Annotated in this window: 13 protein-coding genes; 1 reads left to right on the top strand and 12 read right to left on the bottom strand. The window is 64.6% G+C overall.

The window, feature by feature from the left end; translation table 11 throughout:
• The first annotated feature begins 125 nt into the window (after nt 1-125).
• Entirely contained in the window at nt 126-755 is a 630-nt protein-coding gene (locus CHB97_RS18270; protein WP_244559604.1) for an NAD(P)H-dependent oxidoreductase, read from the top strand.
• Between the two features lie 48 nt (nt 756-803).
• Here the strand turns inward: CHB97_RS18270 and CHB97_RS18265 are convergent, their stop codons facing one another.
• From CHB97_RS18265 to CHB97_RS18210, 12 genes are all read right to left on the bottom strand, one after another.
• Entirely contained in the window at nt 804-1778 is a 975-nt protein-coding gene (locus CHB97_RS18265) for an ABC transporter substrate-binding protein (protein WP_089289431.1), read from the bottom strand.
• Complete coding sequence (locus tag CHB97_RS18260; RefSeq protein ID WP_089289430.1) at nt 1768-4257, bottom strand: TonB-dependent siderophore receptor; 2490 nt, start codon at nt 4255-4257, stop codon at nt 1768-1770. The genes CHB97_RS18265 and CHB97_RS18260 overlap by 11 nt, the downstream gene beginning before the upstream one ends.
• 341 nt (nt 4258-4598) lie before the next feature.
• A complete protein-coding gene (locus CHB97_RS18255; RefSeq protein WP_089289429.1) occupies nt 4599-5693 on the bottom strand; it encodes an LLM class flavin-dependent oxidoreductase in 1095 nt (364 codons plus the stop codon).
• Between the two features lie 19 nt (nt 5694-5712).
• Entirely contained in the window at nt 5713-6366 is a 654-nt protein-coding gene (locus CHB97_RS18250; RefSeq protein WP_089289428.1) for a glutathione S-transferase family protein, read from the bottom strand.
• A gap of 20 nt (nt 6367-6386) precedes the next feature.
• A complete protein-coding gene (locus CHB97_RS18245; protein ID WP_089289427.1) occupies nt 6387-7970 on the bottom strand; it encodes a rhodanese-like domain-containing protein in 1584 nt (527 codons plus the stop codon).
• Nucleotides 7967-8590 (bottom strand): cysteine dioxygenase, encoded by a 624-nt coding sequence (locus tag CHB97_RS18240; RefSeq protein ID WP_089289426.1) that lies wholly within the window; start codon nt 8588-8590, stop codon nt 7967-7969. The genes CHB97_RS18245 and CHB97_RS18240 overlap by 4 nt, the downstream gene beginning before the upstream one ends.
• 15 nt (nt 8591-8605) lie before the next feature.
• Nucleotides 8606-10786 carry a TonB-dependent receptor gene (locus tag CHB97_RS18235; protein ID WP_089289425.1) on the bottom strand — a complete coding sequence of 727 codons (2181 nt, stop codon included), beginning with the start codon at nt 10784-10786 and terminating at the stop codon, nt 8606-8608.
• Between the two features lie 394 nt (nt 10787-11180).
• Nucleotides 11181-12188, bottom strand: coding sequence for an ABC transporter substrate-binding protein (locus CHB97_RS18230; RefSeq protein WP_089289424.1), 1008 nt, complete (start codon nt 12186-12188; stop codon nt 11181-11183).
• Nucleotides 12185-13033 (bottom strand): class II aldolase/adducin family protein, encoded by an 849-nt coding sequence (locus tag CHB97_RS18225; protein WP_089289423.1) that lies wholly within the window; start codon nt 13031-13033, stop codon nt 12185-12187. The genes CHB97_RS18230 and CHB97_RS18225 overlap by 4 nt, the downstream gene beginning before the upstream one ends.
• Before the next feature lie 14 nt (nt 13034-13047).
• The gene (locus CHB97_RS18220) at nt 13048-13995 is read right to left on the bottom strand and encodes a D-isomer specific 2-hydroxyacid dehydrogenase family protein (RefSeq protein ID WP_089289422.1); all 948 of its coding nucleotides are present in this window, start codon (nt 13993-13995) and stop codon (nt 13048-13050) included.
• Between the two features lie 157 nt (nt 13996-14152).
• Nucleotides 14153-15310: an acyl-CoA dehydrogenase family protein gene (locus CHB97_RS18215; RefSeq protein WP_089289421.1), complete on the bottom strand. Its 1158-nt coding sequence runs from the start codon at nt 15308-15310 to the stop codon at nt 14153-14155.
• Nucleotides 15307-16071, bottom strand: coding sequence for an ABC transporter ATP-binding protein (locus CHB97_RS18210; protein WP_089289420.1), 765 nt, complete (start codon nt 16069-16071; stop codon nt 15307-15309). Before CHB97_RS18210 ends, CHB97_RS18215 begins: the two co-directional genes overlap by 4 nt.

Genomic DNA, 16071 nt, shown 5'->3' with positions numbered 1-16071 from the left:
CGGGTGAAGTTTCCTTGATGTTTTCTGCTAAAGTTATTGTTTAAAATAACTTTATGGTTCCGCCTGATGGGGCGGCCTATTTTATCCCTACCTTGTTGCATGTTCCCGTGGGGAGAGTTGTTTTGTTGCTGGAGAAGCTGAACTGGCGCTATGCCGCCAAGAAACTGGACCCTGCCCGCCCGGTGCCGGCCGATGCGGTGGATCGGATTGTGGAGGCGATCCGCCTGGCCCCGACATCCAGCGGTCTGCAGCCGTTTGACATCATCGTGGTCAGCAATCCGGCGCTGAAGGAACAAATCCGCGCTGTCGGCTATAACCAGCCGCAGATCACCGAAGGGTCGCACCTGCTGGTCTTCGCCGTCTGGGATGATTACACGCCGGCCCGTATCAACCAGATGTTCGATCTGGTGAACAGCGAACGCGGCTTCACCAATGAAGGGTGGGAGAAATACCGCGCCCAACTGCTGAAAACCTATGGCGCCCGCGATGCGGAGGCCAATTTCCAGCACGCGGCCCGGCAAGCCTATATCGGGCTGGGCATCGGCGTCACGGCGGCCGCCTTTGAAGGGGTGGATGCCACGCCGATGGAAGGGTTTCAGCCGGATAAGCTGGACGTCCTTCTGGGCCTGCGCGAACGTGGCTTGCGGTCCGTGCTGATCATGCCGCTGGGCTACCGCGATGAGGCGGGGGACTGGGCGGCCAAGCTGAAAAAGGTGCGCCGGGCCCCGGCGGATTTTGTCACGTCAGTGGTTTGACAATCATGAGAACCGGGGGGAGATGTGTGCCCCCCGGCTTTCTTGGGGTCAGCCCTTGAACAGGCCCGGTTCGATCAGGGCGGCAATATTCACAGGGGCGGGCAGCACCCCTTCGGCGGCGAAATCATCCGCCACCTTTTGCAGCTCGGCCGCGATGCCGGCATCGGCGGCCTGCAGGCGCGGGTCTTCGCGGCGGGTCACCAGTTGCGCCACTTCCAGCGGCACGCCGGTTTTCTGCGCATAGATGGCGGCATAGGCATCCAGGTTGGCCAGCACCCATCGGTTGGCGGTCGCCAGCCTTTCCAGAAAAACCGTCAATGATGCCCGCTTGGCCTGGCTGGCCAGGGTTTTCACCGACGCGGTGATCAGGCCGATGCCGGAACTGATGCCGATGCCATTGCGCAGCACGCGGGCCCCCCGCTCCTCTGCCACCGCCTGGTAAATGCCGAAGGTGGCCCAGGCTTCGACATTGCCGCCTTCAAACGCGGCAGCGGCATCGTTGGGCAGCATGAAGCCCATCTTCACCTCGGCCGGCGCTACGCCCACTTCGCGTAAGGCCGCCAGCAGCAAATGATGGGCGATGCTGCCCCGTGCGCTGGAAACGATCACGCTGCGGCCGCGCAATTCCTGCACAGTCTGGATGGGGGAATTGGCCGGCACCAGCAGGGCCAGATTGCCGCCGCCGGACCGGGCGGCGGCGATGATGCGGATGGGCACCTGCTGGCTGGCCGCCATGATGGTGGGCGTGTCGCCGGCGGGGCCGGTATCCACCGCGCCGGCGGCAATCGCCTCGAACAAGGGCGCGGCGCCGCCGAAATTGGCCCAGCTATGCGGGAAAGGCAGATTATCCAGCAGGCCAGCCGCTTTCAGCTTGGCCTGCAACAGCCCGGCCTGATCACCCAGCACCAGCGCGCCATCATCTCCGCCCTTTCCACAGCCGGCCAGGGCGGTGGCAAGGGCCAGGCCGGTACCGCCGGCCAGGATGGCGCGGCGGCTGATCAGGGAAACGGGTTTAGAAATCATAGCTGATCCTGGCGTAATAGGTGCCGCCGCTGGGGGCGAAGGGGGGCGAACCGTAATAGAAGGAGAAACCGCCGCTGACCGGATCGCCCGGCCCGTTCTTGTCCGGCCGCACATCGAAGATGTTGTTGGCGCCGACATTGACGCGCAGCCCGTCGGTCAGTTCCACACCGACATCCAGATCGGTCAGCCATTTGGCGCCGAATTTCACGTCCTGCGCCACATTCTCCGTCCGCTGCCAGATATAGGAACCATAGCGGGTGACGCGGCCCCCCACGGTGAAGCGATCCCAAGTCCAGGTGCCGCTCAGGATCAGCTTGGTTTCCGGGTTGGCGACGGTCAGGTCGCCTTGGGCGCTGCGACCGAAGAAGATCAGGTTGCCACCGGGATTGCTGCCCAGACCCAGCAATTGGGATGGCGTATTGGCAATATGGGTGATCTTGGTCTTGTTGTAGTTAAAGGCCGCTTCCAGCTTCAGATCGCCGAACGCATCCAGATCCAGTTTGGTATCGGCCACCACATCCAGGCCGCGCGTGCGCGTATCCACGGCATTGGCGAAATATTGCACCCATTCCGTGCCCGACAGGCCATTGGCCAGCAGCAAGCGGTTCAACGCGGGGCCATAAAGATAGCCGGTGCGGACGATGCGGTCTGTCACCTTCACCTGATAGCCATCCACCGTCAGGTTCACCTGATCCAGCGGGCGCAGCACAAAGCCCAGGCCGAAATTCACCGACTTTTCAGGGTCCAGATCCTTGCCGCCCAGTGCCTCGGCCAGGGCACTGCCGGTACGGGCCAGCTTGGACAGGCTGGGCACGACATTGCCGGCGGCATCGATATTGGTGCGGTTATCGGTCTGGGCATAACCAAGCTGGGTCAGCGACGGCGCGCGGAACCCGGTGCCGACCGTCCCGCGCACCGCAACGATATCATTGAAATCATAGCGGGAATTGATCTTGCCGCCGGCCGTGGTGCCCGAACTGTCATCATAATTCTCCACCCGCACGGCGACATCGACGAACCAGTCCTTCACCGGATAAAGGCCCAGATCGGCATAACCGGCGACCGACCGGCGGACCAGCCGCGCCTCATCCGCCTTGGACAGGGTGACGCCGGCCTGCGCGCCCACGGAGGCCGGCTTGCCGACATTGGGGTTTCCTTCCTGGTCACCGGGTTTGAAAATATAGCCGCCATTGACCGACGCGCGCGGGTCGCCGGCATAGGTTGCAAACCGGTCGATCCTGCCCTCGGCCCCCCAGGAGAATTGCAGCGGTTCCGGCAGCCCCACCGCGAACCCGCGCGTTACATCCAGGTTCGCGACACTCTGTTCAAACTGATAGGTGGCCAGACTGTCGAAGCGGGTGGGGGTGGACGGCCCCAGCGAGGGGTTGATGGTGAAATCGCTATATTGCTGGTTGCGGTTGCGGCCATAGGAGGCGGAGAGATCCCAGTCCCATCCGGCCCATTCACCCTTGGCACCCCAGACGGATTGCAGGTCGTTTTCGCTCGTATTGTTCAGCGGGAAATAACCATCGGGGAACAGGCTGGCAATATTGGCCGCCGAATTGGGTCGGCGGAAATTATTCCCGATCACGGTTTCCCGCAGCCCGCCGGTGGTGAAGGAATAGAGCGTCACGCCGTTCTGCAAGGGCAGTTCGGCATTATAGGACAGGTTATAGGCTTTGACTTCCGGGTCGCCATTATGGGCGCCGTCACGGTTCCAGGTGGCGTTCTTCGGATTGTTGGCGGGGGAATAGGCTACGATATTGGTGGCCGGGAAGTTCCACCAGGCCAGACCGCGCTTGCGCGCATCGCCGCTGACATGGATGAAGCCTTCCTCGCCCAGGGGCAGGGCGAAATCGGCCTCCAGCTTCTTGGTCTCCAGGTCGCCTTCGCCATCATAGAGGCTGCCCCAGGTCAGGCCGATATGGCCGCCCTCGCGCCGGGATTTCAGCTTCACATTGACCACGCCGGCCACGGCGTCGGAGCCATATTGCGCTGCAGCGCTGTCCTTCAGCACCTCAAAACTATCCACCGCCGACAGGGGGATCAGGTCCAGATCGACGGGGTTGACGCCGCTGGTATCGCCGCCGCCATTGGTCAGCAGCGCGCCATTATGGCGGCGCTTGCCATTGACCAGCACCAGCGTATAGGCCGGCCCCATGCCCCGGTTGGACACCGGGCGGACGATGGAATTGATGCCCGCGACGTTGGTGCCGAAATTGAAGGAGGGAAGCTGGGCCGCCAGCGCCTCCCCCAGTTCCGCCCGGCCGGCGCGCTGGAACCCTTCAGCCGACAGAACATCGATGGGGGCAGGGCTGTCCGCCACGGTCCGCGGCTTGCCGCCACGCACGCCGGTGACGATGATGGCATCCTGTATGGAGGTTTCCGCCACCTGCACCTGTTGCGCCAGCGCCGGGGCGGTGAACAGGGTGGAACTGGCCAGCAGGCCGGCGGTATAAAGGGAAATTCGGGAGCGCATGTCTTTGACCGGAAATTGAATTCGATTGCGTGCAGTTTATGGGGTGGGACGGATAAGTATATTTCATAAGGTAAAAGGTTATGTTTGCGAGGGCTGTAGGGTTTTATCTGATTATTATATATTTCACTGTCATTACCGTCATCCCGGCGAAGGCCGGGATCCAGGGCCGCCAGCGCTTCGCTTTACGAAACTGGACCCCGGCCTTCGCCGGGGTGACGGTAGCGGCAGGTGCTACACTCCCTTTACCCCCACAAAAAGCGGCCCACCGGAAATCCGGCGGGCCGTCAGTCTGCTTCAGGGAAAACCCCGGGGCGCCACCCTTGCCCCGGGGCCTGGATGCCTCAGTTCGCCACGGCAAGCGGCGGACTGCGGCGTTCCGCCACCAGGCGGCGGAAGGCGGGGATCAGGTCGCGGCCATAATGCAGCGCGTCCTCATAGGGATCGAAACCACGGATCAGGAAGGTGGAAACCCCCAGATCGTAATAATCCAGCAGGGCTTCGGCCACCTGCTCGGGCGTGCCGACCAGGGAGGTGGAATTGCCCTGCGCGCCGGTCACGGCGGCAACGCCGGTCCACAGGCGCTTGTCCACCCGGTCGCCTTGCGCTGCGGTCTGCAGCAGGCGCTGGGAACCGGCATTGGCCGGGGCGTGACCGCTGATGGGCAAGCCCGCCTTCTGGCGCAGTTCGATGGTGCGCTGGCGGATGGATTCCGCCCGTGCCCAGGCCGCCTCTTCCGTGTCGGCCAGGATGGGGCGCAGCGACAGGCTGAAACGGATGGTACGGCCATGCTTGGCGGCAGAGGCGCGGACGGCGCGGATGGTTTCCCCCACATGCTCCAGCGTTTCCCCCCACAGGGCGAAAATGTCAGCGTGCTTGCCGGCCACCTCGATGGCGGCGGGGGAGGAGCCGCCGAAATAGATCGGGATATGCGGCTTCTGCACCGGCTTCACATCGCCGAACGCCTGTTCCACCTTGTAGAACTTGCCTTGGTAATCGAAGGGACGGTCGCTGGTCCATTCCTGGCGGACGATATCCAGATATTCCGACGTGCGGGCGTAGCGTTCATCCTTGGTGGTGAAGTCACCATCCTGGCGCAGTTCCTCGTCACTGCCGCCGGTGATGATATGCACGGCGGCGCGGCCACCGCTGAAATGATCCAGCGTGGCGAACTGGCGGGCGGCAACGGTGGGGTTGATGAAGCCCGGACGGTGCGCCACCATCAGGCCCAGCCGGCTGGTCTGGGCTGCCACCTGATGGGCGATCACCAGACTGTCCGGCGAGCGGGAATGGTAGGCGATTAACACCCGGTCAAAGCCGCCATCCTCATGCGCCTTGGCCACCTTGCGCACATAATCCAACTGGATCAGGTCGCCCTGGGGCGGGTGGATTTCGGATACTTCACGGGTATTCACGAAACCGATAAATTCAACGCTCATGGCTGGGTTCCTTGATCTATCAGGCTGCGGCTTGGAAGGCGGGCTCGGGAGCCTGGCCTTCCTGGGCGAGTGCGGTCAGGACGGAGGGGCGGGCGTAGAGACGGCGGACCTGGGCGGTCCAGCCGGGGAAACTCTGCTGGTCGATGGCAAGCCGGGGGGCCCAGCGATAGACGACCAGCGCATAGGCATCGAGGACGCTGAAGGTATCGCCCAAAATCCAGGGGCGGCCATCGGCGAACAGGGCCTCAATCTCCGCCAGATGGCGCTGGAAGCGGATGGCCCCGTCGGTCTTCAGCGCTTCCTTGGCGGCGGCATCATCGGTGAAGCGATCGCCGCGGAAAATCTGCGCGAAGCTGGGATGCACGGTGCTGGCGATCCAGCTTGCCAGCTCCAGCCCCTTGGCGGCGGCGAAGGGATCGGCCGGTAGTAAGTTGGCCCGCGGGAAACGCTGGGCCAGATAGGCCAGGATGGCCGGCACCTCTGTCAGCGGCTTGCCATCCACCAGCAGGGTGGGCACGCGGCCGCGTGGGTTGATGGCGCGGTAATCGGGCTTGTGCTGCTCCCCTTCGGACAGCACCACCCGGACCAGATCAAAATCAGCCCCGGCTTCCGCCAGCGCGATATGCGGGGCGAGCGAACAGGCGCCGGGTGCATAATAGAGACGCAGTGACATGGTTGATCCCCAATCACAGATCAAATGACGTAGAAACCGTGGGTGCCGTCTCGGCGGAGCTGCTCCACCAGGCCGAATTCCCAATCCAGATAGGCCTGCATGGCGCTGACCGGGTTGTCCGTGCCCTCATAAGGACGGCGATAGACATCGTCGAAGGCAGAAAGCGGCGCGCCGGTGCCACTGGTCAGCGGCTTGCCGGCGGCGGCCCAGGCCTGGGTGCCGCCTTCCAGCACCAGCGGGGGTTTGCCGGTCAGGCTTGCCACCTCTGCTGCCGCGAACCGGGCCAGCAGCCCGTCGGGGGAGGTCAGCACCAGGGCACCGCGCACATCGGCGGGGGAGAGATCCTGTTCCAACCGGGCGCGGATGATGAAGCGGGCGCCGTCAATATGGCCCCGGCGATAGGCGGGGCTGGGCGCGAAATCCAGCAGCGTCACCGGCCCTTCGGCCAGCAGGCGGGCCAGATGATCCGCGCTGATCTGGGTGACATGGCCGGGATCGGGGTGGTGGATACGGTTGGGGCCAACCTCGTTCAGCGCGTCTGCCGGCACATTTTCCAGCACCAGCACATCCCACCCCAACTGCGCCAGCCAGGAAGCCGACATGTCGGCCCGGCTGGACAGCGTGTCGAACAGCACGATCCGGGCACCGCGTACCGGGGCGGAATGGTCGGTTTCCTGCACCAACTGGCCGCCCGGCGCATTGCGGAAGCCTGGCAGGTGGCCATCGGCATATTCCTGCGGCGTGCGCACATCCAGCCGGTAGGTGGTGCGGGTGCGGTCAGCGGCCAGCACGGCCAGTTCCGCCGGGTTGATCCAGCGCACCCCGGCGCGATAGGCGACATCGCGTGCCCGTGCCTTGGCCTGGGCAACCGCTTCCCCATCAGCTTCCGGGAAGCTGCGTTCCTGGCCATGCTCCAGGGTCTGCCCGGCCAGTGTCCAGCCGATGGTGCCGTTGCGCAGCGCATAGACCGGGTTGGGCAGGCCGGCATTGCGCAGCGACTGCGTGCCGATCAGGCTGCGGGTACGGCCGGCGCAATTGACGATGATGGTGGTGGCTGGATCGGGCGCAATTAACGGCGCGCGCAGCACCAGTTCCGCCCCCGGCACGCTGATGCCGGTGGGGATGCTCATGGTGCGGTATTCCTCAAACCGGCGGGCATCCAGCACCACCACATCGGCCCCGCTATCCAGCAAAGCCTTTACCTCCGGTGCGGGCAGGGAAGGGGTATGGACGCGGGATTCCACCAGTTCGCCGAACGCCTTGGACGGGACATTCACGTCGCGGAAAATCTCCCCACCGGCCGCACGCCAGCCATCCAGCCCGCCTTTCAGCACCCGCACATCCAGATAGCCCAGCCGTTCCAGCACATCCACGCCGCGCCCGCTCAGGCTGCCATCATCGTCATAAACGACGATCGGGGTGTCCCGGCGGGGGATGCGGTCCCAGGCTTCCAGTTCCAGCCGTGACAGCGGGAAATTGGCGGCAAATAGCGGGTGCGCCTGGGCAAAGGCATCCTCTTCCCGCAGATCGATCAGGGCGATTTCCTGCCTTGCCAGCAGGGCCAGCCTGATATCGGCGGGCAGGGCGGTGCGGGGGGCGGTCATCGGGCAAGCTCCAGCGGGCGATATGATGAAAGGGTGAAGGGCGGTGTCAGATCATTGTTGGAATAGCCGGAGATGAAGGGCTTGCGCGGCTGCCCGTCGCCCGGATAGGTCCAGCGCCGCACCGCCCCGATATCCGCGCCATAGACATGGATGCTGATGGAGGTGCGGTCGGATTCCGCATTGATGACGCGGTGGATATCGCCCTCCAGGGGGGAGAGTTTTTCCACATCACCGGGCTTCAGCCGGTGCGGCAGCCCCTTGGTCACCAGCGGCCCGGCCGGGCCGGGGGCGAAACCCTGGGAGATTTCCGACCCGCGCAGCACGCCGACCAGCCCCCAGACCGTATGGTCATGCACCGGCGTGCCCTGGTTCGGCCCCCAGACGAAGCTGACCACGGAGAACCGCGCCTGCGGGTCGCGGTAGAGCAGGAATTGCCGGTATCGTTCCGGGTCCGGCACGGTATAGGCCTCGGGCAGCCAATCATCCTGGGCCACCAGATCGCCCAGCAGCGGGGCGGCGGCATCCAGCAAGGCCGCCTCCGGCCGGTTTGTTTCCAGCAGCCGAGTCAGTTCGGTAACGAAACGGGCCAGGCGCTTGGGGATGGGGGGCTGTTGGCTCATAGGGTCTCTCCCCGCTCACAGCCGATAGCGCAGCGTGACCAGCCAGGTCCGCGGATCGGCAATGTTGACATAATGGATGCCGACAGCGGGCGTGTAGCCGACGCCGACCACATGATCTTCATCCGTCAGGTTCTTCACCGTCGCCCCCAGCGACCAGGGGCCACCATTCTGCGCCCAGTTGATGCCGGCATTGAGATAGCCCTGGTTGGGGATCTTCTCCTGCAGCCGGTTCAGGGCGGAGGCATAGTTCTTTGTCTGGTACTGGCCATTCAGATTGCCGGTCAGCGTGCCGCCGGACAGATCATCGCTGATGGTCCAGGTCACGCTGCTGGACAGGGAAAGGCGCGGGGCAGTGGGCAGATCATTGCCATCGGCATTCACGCCATTGCCGCCGGCCCCCTTGTAATCCTGGTATTTGGCGTGCAGCCAGCCAGCCGATGCCTGCCAGGACAGGCTTTCCAGCAGCCGCGCTTCCAGCTCCAGCTCCACGCCGTAGGTTTCGGCAGAGGCGGCGTTGCCCCGCCGCGACCGGAACACATCTGGATCATAGGCGCTGACCTGCAGGTCGGTATAATCATTGTAGAAGGCGGCCAGGTTGGTGCGCAGCCGCTTGTCCAGCCAGTCGGCCTTGATGCCGGCCTCGTAATTCTTCACCTTTTCAGGGTCAAAGCCGCGCTCGGCATCCACCACCAGGGTGGCGCGGTTGTCGAAGCCGCCGGCCTTGAAGCCCTGGGCGTAGGTGGCATAGACCAGCGCACTATCGGTGGCCTGATATTCCACCGTCAGCTTCGGGGTCAGTGAATTCCAGCGCCGCGTGGCATCGCCGGCGATGGATTGGCCGATGATGCGGCGGTTGGCGTCGATCAGCTTGTTATCAAAGCTGAAATTCTTCTTTTCCCGCGTAAAGCGCAGGCCGGCGGTCAGGTTCAGCCGGTCGGTGGCGTGCCATGTCGCCTGCCCGAACAGGGCCGCACTGTTGGTCTTGGTGATATTGTACGCCCCTTCGCGGCGGATGCTGGAGGTGGCAAGCGGCCCCTGGCGGGTGAACCCGTCCCGCTCCACATCAAACCGCTCATAAAGATAGAAGGCGCCGGTGGTGAAGCTGAACTTCTCGTAATCGCCATTCAGTTGGAATTCCTGGGTGGCGTACTGGTCATTATAGGTGATCAGGTTCTTCTGAATCAGGGCGGCGGTGCCGTCATTCTCGTAATCCACCGGCTGGTTGAAGCCGCGATAGGCGGTGATGGATTTCAGCGACAATTCATCCGACAGGGCATAGGTCGCGCGCAGCGACCCACCGCCCTGGTCCAGCTTGTTATAGGGCTCCACCTCGGAATAGGTGCGATAGGGGTTGAAGCCGCCGGGCTGGTTCACCGGCACATATCCCCGCGTATCGCTGCGGTCGCGCAGGTAATCCAGCGTCAGATCGATATCCAGCTTTTCCGTCGGCGTCGCCCGCAGCTTCAAGCGCACGGCGTTGACATCGATATTGTTGACGTCCTTGCCCAGGGTGGCGTTGTAGGTGACGCCGTCGCGGGAATTATGCAGGTAGGACAGGCTGGCATAGAGCTTGTCCTGCACCAGCGGGCCGCTGACCGTGGCGCGGCCCTGCACGGCGCCATAATTGCCGGCCGACAGTTCGGCAGCGACATGGGCGTCATTGTCTGGCTGGCGGGTGATGACGCGCAGGGCCCCGGCGGAACTGTTGCGGCCATACAGCGTGCCCTGCGGCCCGCGCAGCACCTCCACCCGCTCCACATCGTTGAAATCGGTCATCGATCCGATCTGACGCGGGATATAAACATCATCGACATAGACGGAGACGGCGGGCTCCGAAATCGGATCGGCCTCCCCGATGCCACGCAGGGAGAAGGTCTGCGTGGTGTAACCGATGGTGACGCGGGCGACGTTGAAATTGGGGATCTGGCCGGCCAGATCGCGGATGGACCGTGTGTCCCGTTCCTCCAGCCGCGTGGCGCTGAAGGCGGAAATGGCGATGGCCGTCTTCTGCAAATCCGCCGCCCGCCGTTCAGCGGTGACGATGATTTCCTCCACCCCGCCTGCCGCATCCGCCGTCTGCACGAGCACGTCCTGGGCCTGGGCACAGGACAGGGCGAGCAGAGAGGCAGAAGCGCAGAGAATAAAGGCCCCGGAAATACGGGCAATGGGGCGGGTGGCGGGATAGGCGGAAGACATTGAAGCCTCAACAGGAAATGATGATGGTGAGAGTGTGGGGCAGGGGGTTGACGATTAAAATCGAATAAGATTTTAGTGTTTGTTTGGGGGGATTAATGGGTTTTTTGTTTATTTTGATTTCTTTGATTCTATATTCGGCGTTTCAATTATCTTAACTGTTACGCCGTTATTCGCCTATAGGCGTTAACTTAATCGTCTGGAATAACGTGCCTTCCCCGCGAAAGCGGGGATCCAGGGGCCACAAGAACCAACGCTTGGGTGCCCTTGGCCCCTGGACCCCCGCTTCCGCGGGGGAGGCAGGGAAGGTGCGATGGGCTAAGTTAATGTCTATCGGCCGCAGCATGGGTGACGGCTGAGGCGGCAGGAAACTATCGGCTACCCTTGGGACTGCTCATCACCCCGCCAGCAACCCGTTCAACCGGTCGTCCCACAGCTTGGCCACGTCGATTTTGGCCGGGATCAAGCCGGCATCGGCGAAGGCGTCGGCCACCTGCTGTTGCGACTGGATGGCTTCCGGTTCAACCTTGGCCAATTCATAGGGCCGATCCCGTTCCCGGTGCTGCAGCAGGAAAATTTCTGCTGCCACGCCGGTTTCCTTGGACAGGCGGGCGGCCCAGGCATCCGGGTTCTGGTCGGCCCACTGATAGGCGCGGGTGACACGGTGCAGGAAATCGGCAATGGCCTTGCGCTTGCCTTCATCCGCGAGCGCGGTGGTGGAGGCGGCAAAGACGTAATTGCCCGACAGGCGGCCCCGCCCGTCGGTCAGCACCCGCGCCTTGTAGGTCAGGCGGGCCTGGCTGCCCTGCACGCCATAGACAATCCAGGCATCCAGATCGCCCCGCCCGAAGGCGGCCAACCCATCCTGCGGTGACAGGGCCACGGGCGTGATATCGCCCCAGCCGATGCCGGCTTCCTGCAACAGCCGCACCAGGATGTAATGGGAGGTGGTGGCGCGGACATAACCGATGCGCTTGCCCTTCAGCTCTGCCACCGTGCGGATGGCGGAATTCTCCGGCACCAGCACCACCTGCGACGTCACTTCCCCCTTGATGGTGGCAACCAGCCGCATCGGCGCGCTGGCCGATGCGATGAAAATCGGCGGTATCTCACTCATGCTGCCAATATCGATGGAGCCACCATTGATTGCCTCCGCAATCAGGTTGCCGCCCGCGAAATAGGAATAGCTGACGCCATAGGGGAATTGATCAACCCCGGCTTCCTTGAAGAATTCCTGATACTGGCCGCGATAGGTGCCGATGCGCAGGGTCGAAGCAGCCGCGTCGGCACCACCGCCGGCTGTCTTCTCATTCTGCGGTGACTCCTTGCCGCAACCGGCCAGCGCCAGCAGCGACAGGCCACCCAGCAGCACCGACCGGCGGGGGAGAATGAAGGATGCCGTCATTCGAACAGGTCCGGTTCTTCGCGGGCGACCAGATCGAACAGCGGCTGGAAGGAGAACCAGGAGCCGGTTTCCTTGCCCACCTGTCCGTTGGTGTGGCTGGCCACCTCATGCGACAGCACCTGCGGCTTGCCGGCGGCTTCGGCCAGCAACTGGGCATGGGCGGCATTTTCAAAGGCGATATAGCGCCAGACGGCGCCATCCACGCTGTTCCCCACAGTCAGGAAGCCATGGTTCTGCAAGATGGCGGCAGACTTGTCGCCCAAGGCTTCGGCAATGCGTTCGCCTTCGCTGCTATCCAGCACCACGCCGCTGAAATCGCGGAAGATCACATGGTCCTGATAGAAGGCGCAGCTATCCTGCGTCAGCGGGTCCAGCAACCGGCCCAGGCTGGACCAGGCCTTGCCATAGATGCCGTGGCTGTGCGCGGCGGCGATGACATCGGGCCGGGCCTTGTGCAATTCGGAATGGATGGCAAACGCGGCGCGGTTCAACAGGCCCTTGCCCTGCACGATCTCGCCATGATGGTTGACCAGCAGCAGGTCGCGCACCCGGACATGGCCGAAGAAGACGCCCGCCGGATTGACCCAGAAATGGTCGGGATGTTCCGGGTCGCGCGCGGTGATATGCCCGGCCCCGCCCATGTCGAAGCCATAGCGGGCGAACAGCCGGAAGGACGCGGCCAGCCGCTGCTTGCGGTAAAGCCGTTCCTGTTCGATATCCGGGTAGCGCGGTACGGCGCTGCGCCAGTCCAGATTGGTCAGCTCCACCGGGCGCGGCAGGATGAAGGGGGCCTCTGGGCTGGTGTCAGCCGGATTGTTGCGCCGGGCGGCGAGGCGAAGGCTCATGGCGGGGGGCTCCATCAATAGCCGCGCTGGCGGTCGACAAGATCGGCCAGCGGCTGGTTGTTCGTGAAACGGATCAGATTATCGGCCACCTTGGCGGCCAGATTGTCGCGCTGGTCCGGCGTCAGCACGGAGGTGTGCGGCGACAGGCGGATGCGCGGATGGTGATAGAAGGGATGGCCCGCCGGCAGCGGTTCGGGATGGGTGACATCCAGCGTGGCGCGCGACAGGCGGCCATCTTCCAGGGCGGCCAGCAGGGCATCGTCATCCACCAGGGCACCACGGGCGATGTTGATCAGGTGCAGGCCGGGCTTGGCATGGCGCAGCAGCGCCTCATTGACCAGATGGTGGGTTTCCGGCGTCAGCGGGGCGGCCAGCACCAGATGGTCGGCCTGGGCGAACAGGCTGGGCAGGTCGGCGGCCAGTTCCACCCCGGCCACCGGCGACGGCCGGTCGGACCGGCGTACGGCCAGCACCCGCATTCCCAAGGCCAGGGCGAGACGGGCCAGCGCCGACCCCGCTGCCCCCAGCCCGACAATGCCCAGCACCGACCCGCGCACCGTGGCCAGCGGCTGGTGCGCCCAGCGGTCGGGATGATCGATCCAGATATCCGGCAGCCGCTTGGCTGCGGCGAAGATGCCGGCCAGGGCGAATTCCGCCAGGGCATTGGCCGAGGTGCCGCGCGCAGAGGCCACGGCAGTCCCCTCGAACAACCAGTCGGGATAGAAATCGATCCCGCTGGAGGCCAGTTGCACCAGTTTCAGATTAAAGGGCCAGCCGGCGGGGCGAGGCGGAAAGGGCTGACCCGCTTTGCGGAAGGGCAGGGCCACCAGCACACGCGCCGTTTCCGGCACATCGTCCGGCACGCCGGGGGCCAGCGACTGAATGGTGGCATCAGGGAGGCGCTGGGCCAGCAGGGCGTTGAACTGGTCGTTCAACTGGCTGGCAACAACCAGACCGGACATGGGCATCAACCTTGGGAAAAGGGCGGCGGACGGGTAAAGCCAAGCTGTCAAGGGTTTGACCCTTGGCAGCTTGGAGGCTGGCGACCGCCAGCCCGGCACCCCATGGTGCCGTAAGCCAAGCCGCCGGATGGCGGCGCCCGGCGTTTGAGGGCGGACGTTAACCAAAAGCCTTGCGGCCGGCGGCGGTCAGCACCACATCGGCCTGGGGCATGTGGATGCGGCCACACAGCACGTCGCGGTAATGGCGTTCCAGCGGATTGGCGCGGGTCAGCGCCGGGTTGCCGCCGATGGCAATGGCCTTTTCCACCGCCGCGATGGCGTTTTCCGTCACCAGATGCTTGATCAGGTTGGCTTCCACCGTGGCCAGATCCTGGGTGGCCGCCGATTGCAGCAGCAGGCGGTTGGTCAGCAGCAGCCCGTCAATGGTGCCCAACGTTTCCTGATAGCGCGGCAGGCTGGACAGGGGCGCGCCCAGATTGGCCGGCACGCGGGACTTGGCCCAGCCGATGAACCAGTCCCGCGCCGCCTGGGCCACGGCATCATAGATGCCGGCTGTCAGCACATTGGCCCAGCGCAGGAAGCCAGGATCGAAGGCGGGCGGGCCGCCCACCGGCTGGGGCGACAGCGCATGGTCGGCCGGCACCCAGACATCTTCCAGCACCACATCATGGCTGACGCTGGCGCGCAGGCCGTGATGGTCCCAGGTTTCCTCGATCCGGATGCCGGGGGCCTTGGCCGGCACCAGCCAGCCACCGACCAGCGGCGTCTCATCATCGCTGCGGGCCCAGACGACAAACCAATCCAGCACCGTGCTGCCGGTGGAGTAGAGTTTGCGCCCGCTGATGCGCCAGCCATCGGAAACCCGGCGGGCGACGGTGGCGGGCAAACCGCCCCGCGCCGGCGTGCCCAGGTCCGGCTCCACCCGCAGGGAATTGATCAGCGCCCCGCGCTGCACGGCATCGCCGATAACGTGGCGGGCCAGATGTTCCGGAAAGCCGGCATCCTTGATGCGGGCATGATGCAGATACTGCATCACCAGCACCAGGGCCGTGGCCGGCTCGCCCTTGGCCACGGCCTGCACCACTTTCAGGGCGATGGCCAGATCGGCTTCCCGCCCGCCCCATTCCCGCGGGGCGGTCAGGGCCAGTAGCCGGTGTTGATGCAGCAGGGCGATATTCTGGATGGGGAAGGTGGCGTCGCGGTCATGCTGGCCGGCGGTGGCGGCGAAGCGCTGGGTCAGCTCGGCCAGGATGGCGTCATCCACCGGGCTGGTGGCGCTTTCGCGCGGGAAACGGGTGATGGTGGCGCCGGTCATGGCCGGTCCTCTCCCTTGGGGGTGACGCCCAGCCGCGCCAGCAGGCGGGTACGCTGGGCCTGAATCTGCGGGTCGGCCAGGGTGCGGGGGCGGGCGGCGGCCACCGGTTCATCCAGGGTGATGCGCCCCTGGTCCAGCATCAGCACGCGGTCGGCCAGCAACAGCGCCTCGTCCACATCATGGGTGACGATCAGCACGGCGGGCCGGTGCGCCCGCCACAACGCATCCACCAGCCCATGCATCCGGATGCGGGTCAGCGCGTCCAGGGAGGCAAACGGCTCGTCCAGCAGCAGCAGTTCCGGTTCGCGCACCAGGGCGCGGGCCAGGGCCGCCCGCTGCGCCTCCCCGCCCGACAGGGTGCCGGGCCAGGCATCCACCCGATGGGCCAGCCCCACCTCTTCCAGCGCCTGCAGGGCGCGGGTGCGGCCTTCGCTGCCCGGCAGCCCCAGGGCCACATTCTCCCACACCTTCTTCCAGGGCAGCAGGCGCGGTTCCTGAAACACGACGGTGCGATTGGCCGGGGCGGTGAATTCCCCCCCATCGGCCTGATCAATCCCGGCCAGCAGCTTCAGCAGCGTCGTCTTGCCGGAACCGGAGCGACCCAGCAGGGCGATGAATTCGCTCTTGCCGATATCCAGGTCCAGATCGCGGAGAATGTGGTTCTTGCCGAAATGACGGTTTAACTGGCGCAGGCGGACAACGGGTTCCACAGCGGTTTCGCTGTCATTCACCAGACGCAGGCGGGGATTGGCGACCGACAT

This window comes from Azospirillum sp. RU38E (assembly GCF_900188385.1).
Lineage (GTDB): Bacteria > Pseudomonadota > Alphaproteobacteria > Azospirillales > Azospirillaceae > Niveispirillum.
This window is presented reverse-complemented; position numbering and strand designations above follow the sequence as displayed.